Here is a 16,182-nt window from a genome sequence, read left to right as displayed (position 1 = left end):
GTCGCAGGGGTCCGGGTCGCGGGCGTCCGGGGGGCGGGGCGCATCAGTTGCCGAGCCTCTCGAGCAGGGCGGGGACGTGGACCTGGTCGGACTTGTAGCTGCCGGTCAGCACGTACATCACCAGGTTGACGCCGAAGCGGAAGGCCATCTCGCGCTGGCGCCCGCCGTCGCGGCCGACGGGGACCACGAACTGCCCGTCGTCGTCCACCGCCCAGGCCGAGGCCCAGTCCGCCGCCCCGATCACCACCGGCGAGACGCCGTCGTTGAGGTGCCGGAAGGGGGTTCCGTCGGTCTCGGACGCGTCGGCGGCGGCCTCCAGCCAGACCTCTCCGCCGCGCCAGCGGCCGGGGTAGGACTGCAGGAGGTAGAAGGTGCGGGTCAGCACGTGGTCGGCGGGCGCCGGCTCCAGCGGCGGCAGGTCCAGCGGCGCCGCGAGCCGGCGCAGCGCCCGCCCCTCCGGCGTGCCGGTCCCGAAGCCCGAGGCGAGATGCGCGTCGCGGGTGTCGAAGACGATCATGCCCCCGGTTCGGGTGAACTGGTTGAGCTTGGCGTAGGCCGCGTCCGAGGGCGTGGGCATGTCGGCCGAGATCGGCCAGTAGAGCAGCGGGTAGAAGGCGAGCTCGTCGCTTTCCAGGTCCACGCCGATCGGCTCCGCCGGCTCCACCGCCGTGCGCGAGGTCAGCACGCGCGACAGGCCCCGCAGCCCGGCCTCGGAGATCCGGTCGACCTCCGGGTCGCCGGTCATCACATAGGCGAGCACGGTGTCGACCGTGGCCGCCAGCGCCTTCTCGTCGGCGGCCGAGCCGGGGGCGCGCACCGCCCGCTCCCCCGCCGACTGGGCGAGCGCGCCGGGGGGGGCCGCGGCCAGACCCGCGGCCAGGGCCAGCGCGAGCCCCGCCGCCGCCCGGCGCGGCAGGCGCAGGCGGCCGGCGACGGCGAGCGCCGCGACCGCGTCGAGGGCGAGCAGCAGCAGCGCCGCGGCGAGCAGCGCGCCCTTGTAGTCGCGCTCCACCGCCCGGGTCATGCTTTCCACCCGCGCCGAGGCGGGGGGGGCGCCGGCGGGGACCAGCTCGCTCTCGGCGTCGGAGAGGTTGATCGCCACCGTCCGCTCGCCCGAGCGCCAGACGCCCGGGGGGGCGTCGGGGCCGGGCCGGACCTCGGCCAGCCGCGCGCCCTGAACGCCGCGCAGGCGGCCCGGGTCGGCGGGACGGCCGTAGCCGTCGAGCACCGTGACCGGCGTCCAGATCGCGCCTTCGAGCTGCTCGAGCGTCGCCTCCGGCGAGACGGAGGCGGCCAGCGCCAGACGCTCCAGCATCTGCACGAAGAGGCCGGAGAGGGGCAGCGAGGACCATTCGGCGTTCGCCGTGACGTGGAACAGCACCACCCGGCCGTCGCCGCGGTCGGCGGCGGTGACCAGAGGCGTGCCGTCGGCGAGCGCGGCCTGGGTGCGCTCGGCGAGGTCGGGGCCGGGCTGGGCCAGCACCTGGCGGCGGACGTCGATGTCGGCGGGAACCGGCAGGCCCGCGAAGACGGACGAGTCGGCGAAGGGGCGGATGCCCTGCGGCGCCTCCCACGACATCGCGCCGCCCACGGCCCGGCCGCCGGCGCGCAGGCGCACGGGCAGCAGCGGATCCTCGCCGGTCGGGCCGCCCGAGGCCGCGTCGCGCAGCGCCTCGGTCTCGGCCCGCGCGGTGCGGGCGCCGGCGAAGCGGACCAGCAGGCCCCCCTCCTCCATCCAGGCGGTCAGCGCCGTGCGCTGCTCGTCCGTCATCACGCCCAGGTCGGCGAGGATGATCGCGTCGGGGCGGGCCTCGATGATCTCGCTCAGCGTGCCCTCGACCACCTCGGCGGTCGGCTGCAGCGCCTTGCGCAGGAAGTGCAGCGAGGAGGTCAGCGGCCGCGAGCCCGCGTCGTCCTCGCCCGAGATCAGCCCCACGCGCTTGCGGCGCACCGCGTCGTCGGCGAGCGCCACGCCCCCGGCCGAGGTCTCGCCCAGGATCGAGACCCGCTCGACCTGGTTGCGCAGCTCCAGCGGCAGGTCGAAGGCGAGGTCCACGGTCTCCGCGCCCTCGCGAAACTCGGCCTCGGCCACGGCGAGGCGGCGGTCGGCCCCTTCGGGACCGCGGCCGATGGCGGCGGCGGTCACGGTGCGGGGGCCGGCGGCGGGGTCGGCGCGCAGCGCCGTCGCGACCAGGGCGCCGCCCTCGAGCCGCGGCGGGCGAAGGGCCAGCGCCAGGCGGTCGGGGCCGACCACGGTCAGAGGACCCGCGTCGGCCAGCAGCTCGCCCAGGTCGCCGATGTCGCCGTGGGAGAGGCCGTCGGTCAGCCACAGGGTCTCGAACCCGCCCAGCGTCTCGTCCAGGCCCTCGACGGCGTCGGCGAAGGCGTCGCGGTCGGGCGCCCAGGGGCGGGGGGCCATCGCCTCGAGCGCGCCGCGCCAGTCGCCGGCGGGGCGCGCGGCGGGGGGCTCTCCGCCCGGCAGCGGCTCGGCGAGGTTCACCACGACCACGGGGCGGCCGGCGCGCTCGGCCTGCTCCAGCGCCTCCAGCGCGCGTTCGCGCCGCGCCTCCCAGTCGGGGGCCGAGGCCCAGCCGCCGTCCATGGCGAGCACCAGCGCGCCGTCGCCGCCGAACTCCCGCTGCGGGTTCTCGACGGGGCGGGCGAAGGCGAGGATGGCGGCGGCGACCGCCAGCAGGCGCAGCAGCAGCAGCCACCAGGGCGTGCGGTCCGGCATCCGCTCGGGGTCCTGCAGGCCCAGCAGCAGGCGCACGCCGGGGAAGCTGATCCGGCGCGGCGCGGGCGGGGTCGCGCGCAGCAGCCACCACAGCGCCGGCAGCGCGGCCAGCGCCAGCAGCAGCCAGGGGTTCAGGAAAGCGATCGAGCCGATGCTCAGCATTCCACGTCACCTCTTGCGCGGGGGTCCGCGCGTCGTGTTGCACCGCCTTGGGGGGCGGGCCTGGGGCGCTCCGCCCTGCGCGGCGCGCCCGGGTCGGCCGCGGCCGGCCGCCGGCATCCTATCACGGCCGGCCCCGTCGGGCCCCGGCCTTCGCCCCGTCCTTCGCCCCGGCCTTCGCCTCGGGCGGGGCGCCCTGCCCGGCCGCCGCCGGCGCAGGGGCCCGCCGTCGCGGCGTCCTCCCCCGCGTGGGCGGAGCGTCCGCCCGCGCGGGGAAGGACGCCGCGGTCACGAGGCCCCGATGGCGGCGTAGAGCCACAGCAGCGCCTTGCGCGGGCTTTCGTCGGTGCGATGGATCAGGCAGCGCCAGCCGCAGCTTCGCGCCGTGTCCATCAGGTCCGCGCGCCGGGCGGCCAGCTTCTCGAGATAGGCCTCGCGCAGGCCGCGCGCCCTGTGGGTCTCGAACTCCACGGTCCCGCCGAGGGAGCGCAGCACCAGCCGGCCGTCGAAGGGAAAGGTCTCCTCCGCCGGGTCGACGATCTGCACGTAGGCGCCCGAGACGCCGCGCTCGGCCGCGTGGATCAGGGCCGGGAAGATCTCCTCGCGCGGGCCCATGAAATCCGACAGGAACACCGCCTTGCCGCCCGCGGCCAGCGCGGTGCGCGGCGGGGCGCCGAAGTCGGGGCGCTCGGGCTCGGGCGCGGTCTTGGCGAGCTCCATGGCCATGCGCAGGAGCTGCGGCTCCCCGGTGGCGGGACGCTCGGCGAGCGTGCCCAGCAGGCTGGTGCGCTCGCCCCCGCGGATCAGCAGCACGCCCAGCGCCAGCGCCAGCAGCCGCGCGCGTTCGCCCTTGGTGCGGGGCGCGTGGTCGGAGACATAGTCCATCGAGCGCGCCGGATCGGCCCAGATCGAGACGGTCTGCGCCGCCTCCCACTCCATCTCCCGGATGTAATGGACGTCGGACCGCCCGGACCTGCGCCAGTCGATCGCCGTCGCGGGATCGCCGGGCATCGCCTGGCGATACTGCCAGAAGGTCTCCCCCGGCCCGGAGCGCCGGCGCCCGTGCACGCCGGGCACCACCGAGGCGGCCAGCCGCTCGGCCTCCGCCAGCAGGGGCGGGAGGGCGCCCGAGATCTGCTCGGCGTCGCGCCGGAGCCAGGCGGGGCTGCCCCGGTCGGGGATCGTCGTGGCCTGGGGGGCGCGGCTCACGCGGCCGCCTCACGCTCTGCGGCGTGGGCGACGAGGCCGTCGATCACCGCCTCGATCGTCTGGCCCTCGGCCTTGGCGGCGAAGGTCAGCGCCATGCGGTGCTTCAGGGTCGGGCGGGCGAGCGCGACCACGTCGGCGACGGAGGGCACCAGCCGCTGCTCGAGCACCGCCTTGGCGCGCACCGCCATCATCAGCGCCTGCGCCGCGCGCGGGCCGGGGCCCCAGGCGACCGAGCGGTTCACCGCCTGCGTCGCCTCCGGCTCGCCCGGGCGGGCGCAGCGCACCAGCGTCAGGATCGCGTCCACCACGCTCTCGCCCACCGGCATCCGGCGGATCAGCTTCTGCGCGGCGATCAGGGAGGGGGCGTCGAACACCGGCTCCGCCTCCGCGTCGTCGAGGCCGGTGGTCGCCATCAGGATCGCCCGCTCGGCGTCGAGCTTGGGATAGTCCACGTCGATCTGCAGCAGGAACCGGTCGAGCTGCGCCTCGGGCAGCGGATAAGTGCCCTCCTGCTCGATCGGGTTCTGGGTGGCGAGGACGTGGAAGGGCTTCGGAAGGGGGCGGTTGGCGCCGGCGACCGTCACCTCCTTCTCCTGCATCGCCTGCAGCAGGGCGGACTGGGTGCGGGGCGAGGCGCGGTTGATCTCGTCGGCCATCAGCAGCTGGCAGAAGATCGGGCCCTGGATGAAGCGGAAGGCGCGCCCGCCGTGGGCGTCCTGCTCCAGCACCTCGGCCCCGAGGATGTCGGCGGGCATCAGGTCGGGGGTGAACTGCACGCGCGCGGCGTCGAGGCCCATCACCGTCCCCAGCGCCTCGACCAGGCGTGTCTTGGCGAGGCCCGGCGCGCCCACCAGCAGCGCGTGGCCGCCCGAGAGCAGCGCGTTCAGCGCGAGATCGACCACCGTCTCCTGCCCGATGACGCGCCGCCCGATCTGCTCCCGCGCGCGGGAGAGGGTGGCGCCCAGCGCCTCGATCTCGGCAAGGAGGTCGCCGGTCGGCTCGGGGGCGGGAGCGTCGGTCATGGGGCCTCTCCGTTCTGGGGGGCGAGCGCGAACCGCGTCGTCCTTGCGCCGCGGTGGATTCGGCATCCTGACCGCGACTTCCTTTGAAAAGAGTAAGCGCCGGACCTAGCTTGTCCAAGAGCGCCGGCGCCGCGGCGCCGCGAACGGGAGGAGAACCATGGCCGAGACGGATCAAGACCTCGCGAGGCGTCCGTCATCCGACGCCAAATCGGGGGCGCCCGACGCCGACGGGCTGGCGAAATCGATCCAGACGCTCGGCAAGAAGCGCGGACCGGCCCCGGTGCACCTGTGGAATCCGCCGTTCTGCGGCGATCTCGACATGCGCATCGCCCGCGACGGGACCTGGTGGTATCTCGGCACGCCCATCGGGCGGCCGGCGCTGGTGCGGCTGTTCGCGGGCGTGCTGCGCAAGGACGGCGACAAGTATTTCCTCGTCACCCCGGTGGAGAAGGTCGGCATCGCCGTCGACGACGCGCCGTTCGTTGCGGTCGACTTCCGGGTCGAGGATCCGGGCGGACCCGACCAGGCCCTGACCTTCGTGACCAACGTCGAGGACGAGGCCGCGGCGGGCCCCGAGCACCCGATCCGCGTCGCCCGCGACCCCGAGACCGGAGAGCCGAGCCCCTACGTGCTGGTGCGCGCCGACCTAGAGGCGCTGATCGACCGCAAGAGCTTCTACCGGCTGGTGGAGATCTGCGAGCATCGCGAGATCGACGGCGAAAGCTGGTTCGGCGTCCGCTCGCGCGGGGAGTTCTTCCCGGTGATCCCCTCGGCGGAGCTGCCGGAGTAGGCGCCGCCGCCGGCGCCGGGCCAGGCCCCGGGCCAGACCCCGCGCGCGGCTTCGGGCGGGCTCAGTCCTCGCCCAGGTAGGCGCGGCGCACCTCGGCGTCGCCGCGGATCTCCTCGACCGAGCCCGAGGCGATCACCCGCCCCGCCACCAGCACCGAGATCCGGTCGGCGAGGCGGAAGACCGCGTCCATGTCGTGCTCGACCAGCAGGATCGGCGCCTCGGCCTTCAGCGCCTCCAGCAGGTCGCCGAGCCGGGCGGAGCCCTCCATGCCCAGACCCGCCATCGGCTCGTCCAGCAGCAGCGCCTTCGGGCCGAGCGCGAGGGCGCAGGCGACCTCCAGCAGGCGGCGCTCGCCGTGGGAGAGCTCGGCGGCGGGGACCTGGGCGCGGGGCGAGAGGCCCACGCGGGCGAGGGCTGCGTCGGCGGCCTCGCGCAGCCCGCGATCCCAGGCGACGGGGCGCAGGAAGCGGAAGCTGGAGCCCTGGCGCGCCTGCGCCGCGATCATCGCGTTGCGCCGGGCCGAGAGGGGGGCGGCCAGCGAGGACACCTGGAAGCTGCGCCCGAGCCCCAGCCGGGCGCGGGCGGCGACGTCGAGCGCGGTGACGTCCTCGCCCCCCAGCTCCACCCGTCCCGCGTCCGGGGCGATCCAGCCGGCGATCTGCCCGATCAGCGTCGACTTGCCCGCGCCGTTGGGCCCGATCAGCGCATGGATCTCGCCCGGGCGAAGGTCCAGCGACACGTCGTCGGTGGCGGTCAGCCCGCCGAAGGCCTTGCGCAGGCCGTGGACGGCGAGGGCGGGGGCGTGCGCAGGCTCAGCCATCGCGGGGCTTCCCGGCCAGCGCGCCGACGATGCCGCCGCGGAAGAACAGGACCACCGCGAGGAGGGCGAGGCCGAGGAAGAAGGGCCAGCGCTCGGTCGCTCCGCCGAGGAAGGTCTCCAGCAGCACCCAGGCCGCGGCGCCGGCCACGGGCCCCGCGAGCCGCCCGACGCCCCCCAGGATGCAGAACACGATCAGCTCCCCCGACATGTGCCAGGACATCATGGCGGGGGAGACGAAGCCGTTGAGGTCGGCATAGAGCGCCCCCGCCCAGCCGGTCAGCACCGCCGAGACCCCGAAGGCCGTCAGCCGGATCGGGAACGGGCGGATGCCGGCGGTGGCGAGGCGCGTCTCGTTCAGCCGCGCCATGCTCAGCGCCGCCCCGAAGCGCGAGGACATCAGCACCCGGGTGATCCCCATGGTCGCGAGCAGCCCCGCGAAGGCCAGCGCGAAGAAGCTCAGCGGGTCGTAGCTGTCGAGCCCCGGAAAGCTGTTGCGCACGTAGATCGACAGCCCGTCCTCGCCCCCGTAGGCGGGCCAGGAGACGGCGAAGTAATAGATCATCTGCGCGAAGGCGAGCGTGATCATGATGAAGTAGACGCCGGAGGTCCGCAAGGAGAGCGCCCCGAAGACCAGCCCCGCCAGCCCCGCCATGACCATGCCCGCGAGCCAGATCGCGGGCATCTGGTCGGAGGCCTCGATCACGAAGGGCCAGGCGAAGACCGGCTCGTAGTTCATCGCGTGGTGGGCGGCGATGCCCGCGGCGTAGCCGCCCAGCCCGAAGAAGGCGGCGTGGCCGAAACTGACCATGCCCCCGAAGCCCAGCGCCAGGTTCAGCCCCGCGCCCGCCATCGCCAGGATCGCGATGCGCGAGGCGAGGTTGACGTAATAGGGCTCCCCGGCCGCATCGGCCCAGATCGCGCAGCCGGCCAGCAGGGCGAGCAGGGCGAGGCTGACCAGCGGCTCGCGCCAGGCGGCGGGGCCGTGGCGGGTCTCGGAGCGGGTCTCGGGCCGGGTCTGGGGGGGCGTCGCGGTCTCAGCCATCGGCGGGGAACAGTCCCTTGGGCCGCCAGACCAGCACGCCGGCCATCAGCAGGTAGATCAGGAGGGAGGCCACGGCCGCGCCGACGCCCGAGGCCTCCGACGGCGGCAGGAACGCCGCGAAGCCCATCGGCAGGAACACCCGGCCCAGCGTGTCGACCACGCCGACCAGCAGCGCGCCGACGAGCGCGCCCTTGATCGAGCCGATGCCGCCGATGACGATGACCACGAAGGCGAGGATCAGCACCGGCTCGCCCATGCCCACCTGCACCGACTGCAGGGCGCCCACCATGGCGCCGGCGAATCCCGCCAGGCCTGCGCCCAGCGCGAAGACGGCGGTGTAGAGGACGGAGATGTTCACCCCCAGCGCCCCGATCATCTCGCGGTCCGATTCCCCGGCGCGGATGCGCATCCCCATCCGGGTGCGCGCGATCAGCAGCCACAGCAGCACGGCCGCGGCGACGCCGGCCCCGATGATGGCGAGGCGATAGGTCGGGTAGGCGGCGCCTCCGGGCAGCGAGACGGCGCCCTGCAGCGCGGCCGGCACGTCGAGCCACAGGGGCTGCGGGCCGAAGATCCAGCGCGCGCCCTCGGAGAACACCAGGATCAGCGCGAAGGTCGCCAGCACCTGGTCGAGGTGGTCGCGGTCGTAGAGCCTGCGCAGCACCAGCGCCTCGACCAGCGCGCCGGCCGCGGCGGCCGCGGCGGCGCCGGCGACGAGGCCCAGCCAGAAGCTGCCGGTGCTCCCCGCCACCCAGGCGCAGACGAAGGCGCCGGTCATGTAGAGCGAGCCGTGGGCGAGGTTGATCAGCCCCATCACTCCGAACACCAGCGTCAGCCCGGCGGCGGCGAGGAACAGCATCACGCCGAGCTGAACCCCGTTCAGCAGCTGCTCGATCAGGAGGGCGAGGGTCACCGGGTCTCCAGGGTCGGGGCAAGGACGTCGCGAGGCCGGCGCAGGCGCCGCTTCGCGGCGCGTCGTCCTTCGGATGGGGCCGGCGCCGGGGCGTCGGGGCGGGCCGCCCTGCGGGCGGTGACGCGCCCGACGGCGCGGGCGGGAAGCGAGGCCGCCCTGCGGGCGGTGACGCGCCGCGAAGCGGCGCCTGCGCCCGGGATCGCCCGAAGGGCGAGCGGACGCCGCGAAGCGGCGCCCGCGGATCCATCGGCATCCCGAAGGGCGGCCGAGCGCCGCGAAGCGGCGCCCGCGCGGCGGCCGCCGGAAGGCGCCTCGGGGGCGCGTCCGGCGGTCCCGTCGCTCACTGCAGCTCGCACTCGGCGGCGTAGACGTCCTGGCGCTGCTTCACGGCCACGCCGATCAGCTTGTTGGTGGGCTTGCCCTCGCCGGCCACCACCTCGCGGACGTAGATGTCCTGGATGGGGTGGTTGTTGTTGCCGAACCTGAACGCGCCGCGGACCGAGTCGAACTCCGCCGCCTTCAGCGCCGCCCGGAACGCGTCCTTGTCCTTCGGATCGGCCTTCTCGATCGCCGACAGGATCAGGTTGGCCGCGTCGTAGGCCTGGGCGGCGTAGATGGTGGGCGTGCGGCCGTGCTTGGCCTTGAACGCCTCGACGAACGCCTTCGACTTCGCCACGTCGAGGTCATGGCTCCACTCTGCGGTGTTCTTCACCCCGATCGCCGCGTCGCCCACGGCGCCCAGGATGATCTCGTCGAAGGAGAAGGCGGGGCCGAAGACGGGAATGTCGACGCCCGCGCCCGCATACTGCTTCATGAAGGCGATGCCCATGCCGCCCGGCAGGAAGAAGAACACCGAATCGGCCCCCGAGGCGCGGATCTGGGCGATCTCGGCCGCGTAGTCGGTCTGGCCGAGCTGGGTGTAGATCTCGGCGGCCGGCTCGCCTTCGTAGAGGCGCTTGAACCCGGTCAGGCTGTCCTTGCCGGCAGGGTAGTTGGGGGCGAGGATGAAGGGCTTCTCGAAGCCCTGCTCCTTCATGTAGGCGCCCATCGCCTCGTGCAGGTTGTCGTTCTGGTAGGCGGCGTTGAAATAGTTCTCGTGGCAGCCCTTGCCCGCCAGCGCCGAGGGGCCGGCGTTGACCGAGACGTAGAACACCCCCTGGCGCACCGCGCCCGGCACCACCGCCATGGCGAGGTTCGACCAGATGATCCCGGTCAGGATGTCGACCCCGTCCTTCTGGATCAGCTCGTCGGCGAGGCTCTTGGCCACGTCCGGCTTCTGGGCGTCGTCCTTCTCGATCACGACGACGTCGGGGTTGCCCGCCTCCTCGACCGCGAGCATGAAGGCGTCGCGGGCGTCGATGCCCAGATGCGAGCCGCCGCCCGAGAGCGTGGTGATCATGCCGATCTTCACTTCGGCGACGGCCGGCGCGGCCGCGAGCAGCGCGGCGCAGGCCGCGGCGACGATGGAGCGTTTCATGGAATGGTCCCCCGGTTCCCTGTCGGTATCGATTTGCGCGCAGAATGCCCCGGCGCGCCCGGCAGGGAAAGGCCCCCGGGGGCGCCTTTCGCCCCCTCGGCCCCGGGCGGCGGCGCGATGAGCGCCGCCCCCCTCCCCTGCCCCGCGCTCGAGGCCGGGATCAACGCCGCGCGGGCCGAGGCCGGTCTGCCCCCGCTCGTGCCCCACCCGGCGCTGCGGGCGGCGGCGATGGCCCATGCCGCGGATCTGCTGGGCAACGGCGCCTTCGATCACGCGGGCTCCGACTCCTCCCTGCCGATGGAGCGGGTGATGCGCCAGGGCCTGAGCCCGCGCCTCGCCGCCGAGAACATCGCCATGGGCCAGCCCGACGCGGCGGCCGCCGTGGCGGCCTGGCAGGGCTCCGAGGGCCACCGCGCCAACAACCTCGAGCCCACGACGACCCTGGTCGGCGCCGCCGAGGCGCGCTACGGCCGCCTCGGCCTCGTCTCCGACGACCAGCCCCTGTGGATCGCGGTCTTCGCCGCCGGGTTCTGACGCCCGCCCCGGGCGCCCCGGCGCGACGCCCGCCAGAGGCCGCGGAGCGCCGGTACTCTGGCGAGCTCCCGAGCCCCTTCCCCGCGCGCAGCGCGCAGGCCGAGCGAGCCCCGCCTCGCGAGGCCCGCCCCGGGCGACAGCCTCAGCCGGCCTGCATCTTCGCGATGGCCTCGGCCTGGGCGATCAGCTTCTTGGCGGTCTCCACATGGAGGTTCTCGACGATCTTGCCGTCGACCACGGCCACCGCCTCGCCCTTCGCGCGGGTCTCCTCGAAGGCCGCCACCTGGCGCTTCGCCAGCTCCACGTCCGCCTCGGAGGGCCCGAACTCCGCGTTGGCGATGTCGAGCTGGGCGGGGTGGATGAGGGTCTTGCCGTCGAAGCCCATCTCGCGCCCCAGGCGGCAGGCGGCGCGGTTGCCCGCCTCGTCCTGGTAGGCGTTGTAGACCCCGTCGAGGATCGCCAGCCCGTGGGCCCGCGCCGCCAGCAGGCACCAGCCGAGCGAGGTCATGACCTCGGCCCGCCCCTCGGTGTGCAGGGCGCCCAGCTCCTTGACCAGGTCGTTGGTGCCCATCACGAAGCAGGCGAGGCGCGGGGTGGCCGCGGCGATCTCGCGGGCGTTGAGGATGCCGATCGGCGTCTCCATCATCGCCCAGATCTTCGTCGCGGCGGGGGCGCCGGCGTCGTCCATCAGCCGCTCGACCGCGTGCAGGTCGGCGGGCGCGTTGACCTTGGGGACCACGATGGCGTCGGGGCCCATGGCGGCGATGGCCCGGATGTCGGCCTCGCCCCACTCGGTGTCGAGGCCGTTCACCCGCACCGTCACCTCGCGCAGGCCGAAGCCGCCCTCCTTCAGGGTCTGCACCACCAGCTCGCGGGCCGCTTCCTTCTCGGTGGGGCCCACGGCGTCCTCGAGGTCGAGGATCAGGCTGTCGGCCGGCAGGCCGCGGGCCTTCTCCAGCGCGCGGGCCTTGGCGCCGGGCATGTAGAGGACGGAGCGGCGCGGGCGGGCGAGGTCGGACATGGAGGCTCCTGGATGCGGGAGGTCGGTTCGGATCGCCTGCGCGGGATACAAGCCGCGCGGCGGCTGCGCAAGAAGATGGCCCGACGGGCGACGCCTGCGCAATTTTCGCGGCGCCGCAGCCGGCGGTTAACCTTGTTTTCGTCCTTTGCGCGCAGGGTGCGGGCAAGGCCGTCGCCGGATCGGGCGGCCTCCCCGCCGTTCCGACGCGACAGGCCGCGCCGGCGCGGGGGGAGGCGCCCCCGGCGGCCGATCCGTCGACCCGAGCACCGGCGCCCGGCCGGATCGGTCGGCGGCTCGGGGGTCCGGGCCCCGGCGGCGCCCGGCGCCCAGCGCAAAGGTGATGCCATGGACCGCGACGCCGACACCCGCCCCGCCTCCTCCCCCGCCCCGCGGCCCGCGGGCCGGCCGCCCGTCGGCGCCGCCGTCGGCCGCCCCGCGACGGGTCTGGCCGCGGACAGACCTGTCGGGGCCAGTTCTGAAAAGGGCGGCTCCGCCGAGGGGAGACCCGTCGTGGGCCGACGGGCCGCGCGCGAGCGCGGCGCCCGCGGCCGGCGCGGCGCGTCGCGCCTCGTCCTGGCGCTGACGGCGGCGCTCGGCTGGGCGGCGCCGGGTCTGTCGGGCGGCCCGGCCCTGGCCCAGGCGCCGGTCCCCGTCCAGGGCGCGACCTGCGGCGCGCGGGCCGAGGTGGTCTCGCGCCTGAAGGCCAAGTACGGCGAGACCCGCCGCGGCTACGGCCTGCAGCGCGGCCAGGCGGTGGTGGAGATCTACGCCTCGTCCGAGACCGGGTCCTGGACGATCATCATGTCGATGCCCAACGGCCTCGCCTGCCTGGTCGCGGCCGGCGAGAACTGGGCCGCCCCGGGCGCCGAGGCCGCGGAGGCGCCTGGCGACCCCGCCTGACCGGCGCGCCGCCGACGCCCGGCCGCCCTGCGGCCGGCGCCCGGCGCCCGTTGCGCAAGGCGCCGCGCGTGGCGAGCGGTCTACAGGCGCCCTGCGGGCGGGCTTGGCTGCGCGGCGCGCGGGGCGGTCGAGGCGCCCGGAGGGCCCGGCGCCTTGCGACGCCCGCCCCGTTGCGCGGCGAAAGGCCATTGCGCCGCCTCCGCCGCAAAGCGCGACGCAGCCAAGCCCGCCCGCACGGCGCCTATGGACCCGGGAGCCGGCCCACGAAAAAGGGACGGCCCGGAGACCGTCCCATTCCTGTCCACAACAGCGCGAGCGTGACGTGTCAGGCCGCCTCGAAGATCGCCGCGACCCCCTGGCCGCCGCCGACGCACATGGTCTCGAGGCCGTACTTCGCGCCCCGCCGCTTCATCTCGTGCAGCAGCGTGGTCATGATCCGCACGCCCGTGGCGCCGATCGGGTGGCCCAGCGAGATGCCCGAGCCGTTGACGTTCAGCCGCGGGTCGGAGGCGTCCATCCCCCACTCCTTGAGCACCGACAGCACCTGGCAGGCGAAGGCCTCGTTCACCTCGATCAGGTCCATCTGGTCGAGGCTCAGGCCGTTGCGCTCCATCACCCGCTTCGTCGCCGGCGCCGGGCCGATGCCCATGTGCGAGGGCTCGCAGCCCGCCGCCGCCCAGCCGGTGAGGAAGGCGATCGGCTCCAGGCCCAGCTCCTCCAGCTTGTCCTCGGCCACCACCAGGCAGGCCGCCGCCGCGTCGTTCTGCTGGGAGGCGTTGCCCGCCGTCACCGTGCCGCCCTTGGTGATGGCGCGCAGTTTGGCGAGGCTCTCGGCCGTCGCCTCGGGGCGGATGCCCTCGTCGCGGGCCACGCTCACAGGGTCGCCCTTGCGCTGGGGCACGTCGACCTTGATCACCTCGCCCTCGAAGCGCCCCTCCTCCCAGGCGGCGTGGGCCTTGGCGTGGGAGGCGGCGGCGAAGGCGTCGGAGTCCTCGCGCGCGATCTGGTAGTCGCGGGCGAGGTTCTCGGCCGTCTCGATCATGCCGGAGATCTTGCCGAAGCGGTCCTCGGGCTGGGAGCGCTCGCGCCCGCGGTCGAGGCGGTCGTAGAACTGGGCGGTGCCGGCGCGTTTGCCCCAGCGCATGTCGTTCGAATAGTACTCGATCCGGCTCATGCTCTCGACGCCGCCGGCCATGACCGCGTCGCAGGCGCCGGTCTGGACCATCATCGCGGCGGTGGCGATGGCCTGCAGGCCGCCGCCGCAGCGACGGTCGAGCTGCATTCCCGGGACCTCGACCGGCAGGCCGGCGGCGAGCGCGATCCAGCGGCCGGTGCAGGGCGTCTCGGAGTTGGCGTAGGACTGGGCGAAGACCACGTCGTCGATGCGCGCGGGGTCGATGCCGGACTGGGCGATCACGGCCCTGGCGGCGGCGCCGCCCAGGTCCTCGACCGGCAGGTCCTTGAAGGCGCCGCCGAAGCGGCCGATGGGGGTGCGCAGGGGCGCGACGATGGCGGCGCGACGGGTCACGGGCGTCTCTCCCACGGTTCTGGTCGACTCAAGCGACCCTGCCGGGCGGCAGGGAAGCGAGCGCACCCTACGCCCCCGCGACGGCGGGCGCGAGGGGGGTTTGCGACGTCTCGGCGCCGCAGGGCGGAACGCGCGGGTCGCGCGGGCGCGCTCTCAGGCCTTCCCCGCCTTCCGCATCCGCCAGGCCGCCAGCGCCACGAAGATCGAGACCAGGACGATCAGCAGGGTGGCGAGCGCGTTGATCTCGGGCGTCACCCCGAGGCGCACCTTGGAGAACACCACCATCGGCAGGGTCGAGGCGCCGGGGCCGGAGACGAAGCTCGCGATCACCAGGTCGTCGAGGGAGAGGGTGAAGCTCAGCAGCCACCCCGCCACCAGCGCCGGGGCCATCATCGGCAGGGTGACGTCGAAGAACACGCGGGGCTGGCGGGCGCCGAGGTCCATCGCCGCCTCCTCGACCGAGGTGTCCACGTCGGTCAGCCGCGCCTGTACGATCACCGCGACGAAGGCCATGCAGAAGGTGGCATGGGCGATGACGATGGTGTCGACGCCGCGCTCGGCCGGCCAGCCCAGCAGCGCCTCCATCGAGATGAAGAGCAGCAGCAGCGACAGGCCGGTGACCACGTCGGGCATCACGATCGGCGCGGTCGCCATGCCCGACAGCAGCAGGCGCGGGCGGAAGCGGCCGAAGCGGGACATGGCGTAGCCGATCAGGCAGCCGAAGATCGTGCCCAGCGTCGCCGACATCGCCGCCACCTTCAGGCTGACCCAGGCGGCCTGCAGGATCTGGTCGTTGCGCAGGAGTTCCCCGTACCACTGCACCGACCAGCCCCCCCAGACCGAGGCGAGCTTGGAGGCGTTGAACGAGTAGATCACCATGATCGCCAGCGGCACGTAGAGCACCGCGAAGCCGAAGGCCGCCGCCATCGGCAGGGCGAAGCGCGAGAGGCCGCGGCCGGACATGCGGGCGTCGCTCATCGGCTCACTCCTTCACGCCCCATCATTCCTTCACACCCAATGCGTTGCGCGCGAACATGATCGGCACCACCAGGAAGGCCAGCATGGCGATGGCGACCGCCGAGGCCAGCGGCCAGTCGCGGTTGTTGAAGAACTCGGTCCACAGGGTCTTGCCGATCATCAGCTGGTCGGGGCCGCCGAGCAGCGCGGGGATCACGTATTCGCCGACCGAGGGGATGAAGACCAGCAGCGAGCCCGCGATCACGCCCGGCATCGACAGCGGCAGGGTCACGTCCAGGAACGCCCGCCAGGGCCTGGCGCCGAGGTCGTGGGAGGCCTCGAGCAGGGCGCCGTCCAGCTTTTCGAGCGTGGAGTACAAGGGCAGGATCATCAGCGGCAGGTAGCCGGTGACCATGCCCATGTAGACCGCGAAATCGGTCTGCAGCATGGTGATCGGGCCGAGGCCGACCAGGCCCAGCGCAGAGTTGATGAAGCCGGTGGGGCTCATCAGCCCGATCAGCGCGTACATGCGCAGCAGGAAGCTGGTCCAGAACGGCAGGATCACCAGCATCAGCAGCAGGTTCTTCATCGGCGAGCGGGCGATCCACAGCGCCATCGGGTAGGCGATCAGCAGGCAGATCACGGTCGAGGCCGAGGCCATCCAGATCGAGTTCAGGTAGGCCGAGACGTAGAGGTCGTCCTCGAGCAGGTAGGCGTAATTGCCGAGGTTGAGCGTGATCGTCAGCAGGCCCTGATCCCAGTCGAACAGCGAGGTGTAGGGCGGGCGCGCGATGGCGGGCTCGGAGAAGCTGACCCGCAGCACCACCAGGAAGGGGATCAGGAAGAACAGGGCCAGCCACAGGGTGGGCACGGCGACGACCAGCGCGCGGCCGCGGCGGACGATCCAGGTCATCGGCAGGACCTCCGGAGAGGGCGCGGCCAGGCCGCGGCAGGCAGGAAAGGACGGGCGCCCGGGCCCGGAGGCGCCCTGCGGGCGGGCTCGGCTGCGCCGCGCGCCGGGCCGGCGGCGCGAAAGCGGTCGAAAGCTGCGTTTGCGGCCGGCGGCACGGCCGCGC

General features: G+C 74.2%; 14 protein-coding genes. 3 read left to right on the top strand and 11 right to left on the bottom strand.

The window, feature by feature from the left end; translation table 11 throughout:
- Positions 1-43: 43 nt before the first annotated feature.
- The 3 genes from BM064_RS01610 to BM064_RS01600 all read right to left on the bottom strand — a co-directional run bounded on the left by BM064_RS01610 (position 44) and on the right by BM064_RS01600 (position 5,124).
- A complete protein-coding gene (locus BM064_RS01610) occupies positions 44-2,896 on the bottom strand; it encodes a DUF4159 domain-containing protein (RefSeq protein WP_092857147.1) in 2,853 nt (950 codons plus the stop codon).
- Between the two features lie 285 nt (positions 2,897-3,181).
- Positions 3,182-4,102 carry a DUF58 domain-containing protein gene (locus tag BM064_RS01605; protein WP_245779016.1) on the bottom strand — a complete coding sequence of 307 codons (921 nt, stop codon included), beginning with the start codon at positions 4,100-4,102 and terminating at the stop codon, positions 3,182-3,184.
- Positions 4,099-5,124: an AAA family ATPase gene (locus tag BM064_RS01600; protein WP_092857145.1), complete on the bottom strand. Its 1,026-nt coding sequence runs from the start codon at positions 5,122-5,124 to the stop codon at positions 4,099-4,101. Before BM064_RS01600 ends, BM064_RS01605 begins: the two co-directional genes overlap by 4 nt.
- Positions 5,125-5,281: 157 nt before the next feature.
- Between BM064_RS01600 and BM064_RS01595 the strand changes: the two genes are divergently transcribed.
- Entirely contained in the window at positions 5,282-5,914 is a 633-nt protein-coding gene (locus BM064_RS01595) for a DUF1285 domain-containing protein (RefSeq protein WP_092857143.1), read from the top strand.
- Between the two features lie 61 nt (positions 5,915-5,975).
- Here the strand turns inward: BM064_RS01595 and BM064_RS01590 are convergent, their stop codons facing one another.
- The 4 genes from BM064_RS01590 to BM064_RS01575 form a co-directional block, all read right to left on the bottom strand.
- A complete protein-coding gene (locus BM064_RS01590) occupies positions 5,976-6,734 on the bottom strand; it encodes an ABC transporter ATP-binding protein (protein WP_092857141.1) in 759 nt (252 codons plus the stop codon).
- The gene (locus BM064_RS01585) at positions 6,727-7,776 is read right to left on the bottom strand and encodes a branched-chain amino acid ABC transporter permease (protein ID WP_092857139.1); all 1,050 of its coding nucleotides are present in this window, start codon (positions 7,774-7,776) and stop codon (positions 6,727-6,729) included. Before BM064_RS01585 ends, BM064_RS01590 begins: the two co-directional genes overlap by 8 nt.
- Positions 7,769-8,689, bottom strand: a complete 921-nt coding sequence (locus tag BM064_RS01580) for a branched-chain amino acid ABC transporter permease (RefSeq protein ID WP_092857137.1) — start codon at positions 8,687-8,689, stop codon at positions 7,769-7,771. The genes BM064_RS01585 and BM064_RS01580 overlap by 8 nt, the downstream gene beginning before the upstream one ends.
- A gap of 340 nt (positions 8,690-9,029) precedes the next feature.
- Positions 9,030-10,166, bottom strand: coding sequence for an ABC transporter substrate-binding protein (locus BM064_RS01575; RefSeq protein WP_092857135.1), 1,137 nt, complete (start codon positions 10,164-10,166; stop codon positions 9,030-9,032).
- Between the two features lie 117 nt (positions 10,167-10,283).
- On the opposite strand from BM064_RS01575, the gene BM064_RS27315 reads away from it, so the two are divergent.
- Positions 10,284-10,700: a CAP domain-containing protein gene (locus BM064_RS27315; RefSeq protein WP_177236110.1), complete on the top strand. Its 417-nt coding sequence runs from the start codon at positions 10,284-10,286 to the stop codon at positions 10,698-10,700.
- A gap of 142 nt (positions 10,701-10,842) precedes the next feature.
- Here the strand turns inward: BM064_RS27315 and BM064_RS01565 are convergent, their stop codons facing one another.
- On the bottom strand, positions 10,843-11,721 hold the full coding sequence (locus BM064_RS01565) for an HpcH/HpaI aldolase/citrate lyase family protein (protein ID WP_092857133.1): 879 nt from the start codon (positions 11,719-11,721) through the stop codon (positions 10,843-10,845).
- 510 nt (positions 11,722-12,231) lie between these two features.
- Between BM064_RS01565 and BM064_RS01560 the strand changes: the two genes are divergently transcribed.
- Complete coding sequence (locus tag BM064_RS01560; protein ID WP_092857131.1) at positions 12,232-12,621, top strand: hypothetical protein; 390 nt, start codon at positions 12,232-12,234, stop codon at positions 12,619-12,621.
- Between the two features lie 325 nt (positions 12,622-12,946).
- Here BM064_RS01560 and BM064_RS01555 read toward each other — a convergent pair whose 3' ends face one another.
- The 3 genes from BM064_RS01555 to BM064_RS01545 form a co-directional block, all read right to left on the bottom strand.
- A complete protein-coding gene (locus BM064_RS01555) occupies positions 12,947-14,149 on the bottom strand; it encodes an acetyl-CoA C-acetyltransferase (protein WP_092857129.1) in 1,203 nt (400 codons plus the stop codon).
- Positions 14,150-14,302: 153 nt separating this feature from the next.
- A complete protein-coding gene (locus tag BM064_RS01550) occupies positions 14,303-15,127 on the bottom strand; it encodes an ABC transporter permease subunit (protein WP_342741351.1) in 825 nt (274 codons plus the stop codon).
- A gap of 22 nt (positions 15,128-15,149) precedes the next feature.
- A complete protein-coding gene (locus BM064_RS01545) occupies positions 15,150-16,019 on the bottom strand; it encodes an ABC transporter permease subunit (RefSeq protein WP_092857127.1) in 870 nt (289 codons plus the stop codon).
- Positions 16,020-16,182: the final 163 nt, after the last annotated feature.

This window comes from Albimonas pacifica, assembly GCF_900113695.1.
Taxonomy (GTDB): Bacteria; Pseudomonadota; Alphaproteobacteria; order Rhodobacterales; family Rhodobacteraceae; genus Albimonas; species Albimonas pacifica.
The sequence above is the reverse complement of the archived record's forward strand: the minus strand, read 5'-3'. Positions and strand labels throughout refer to the sequence as shown.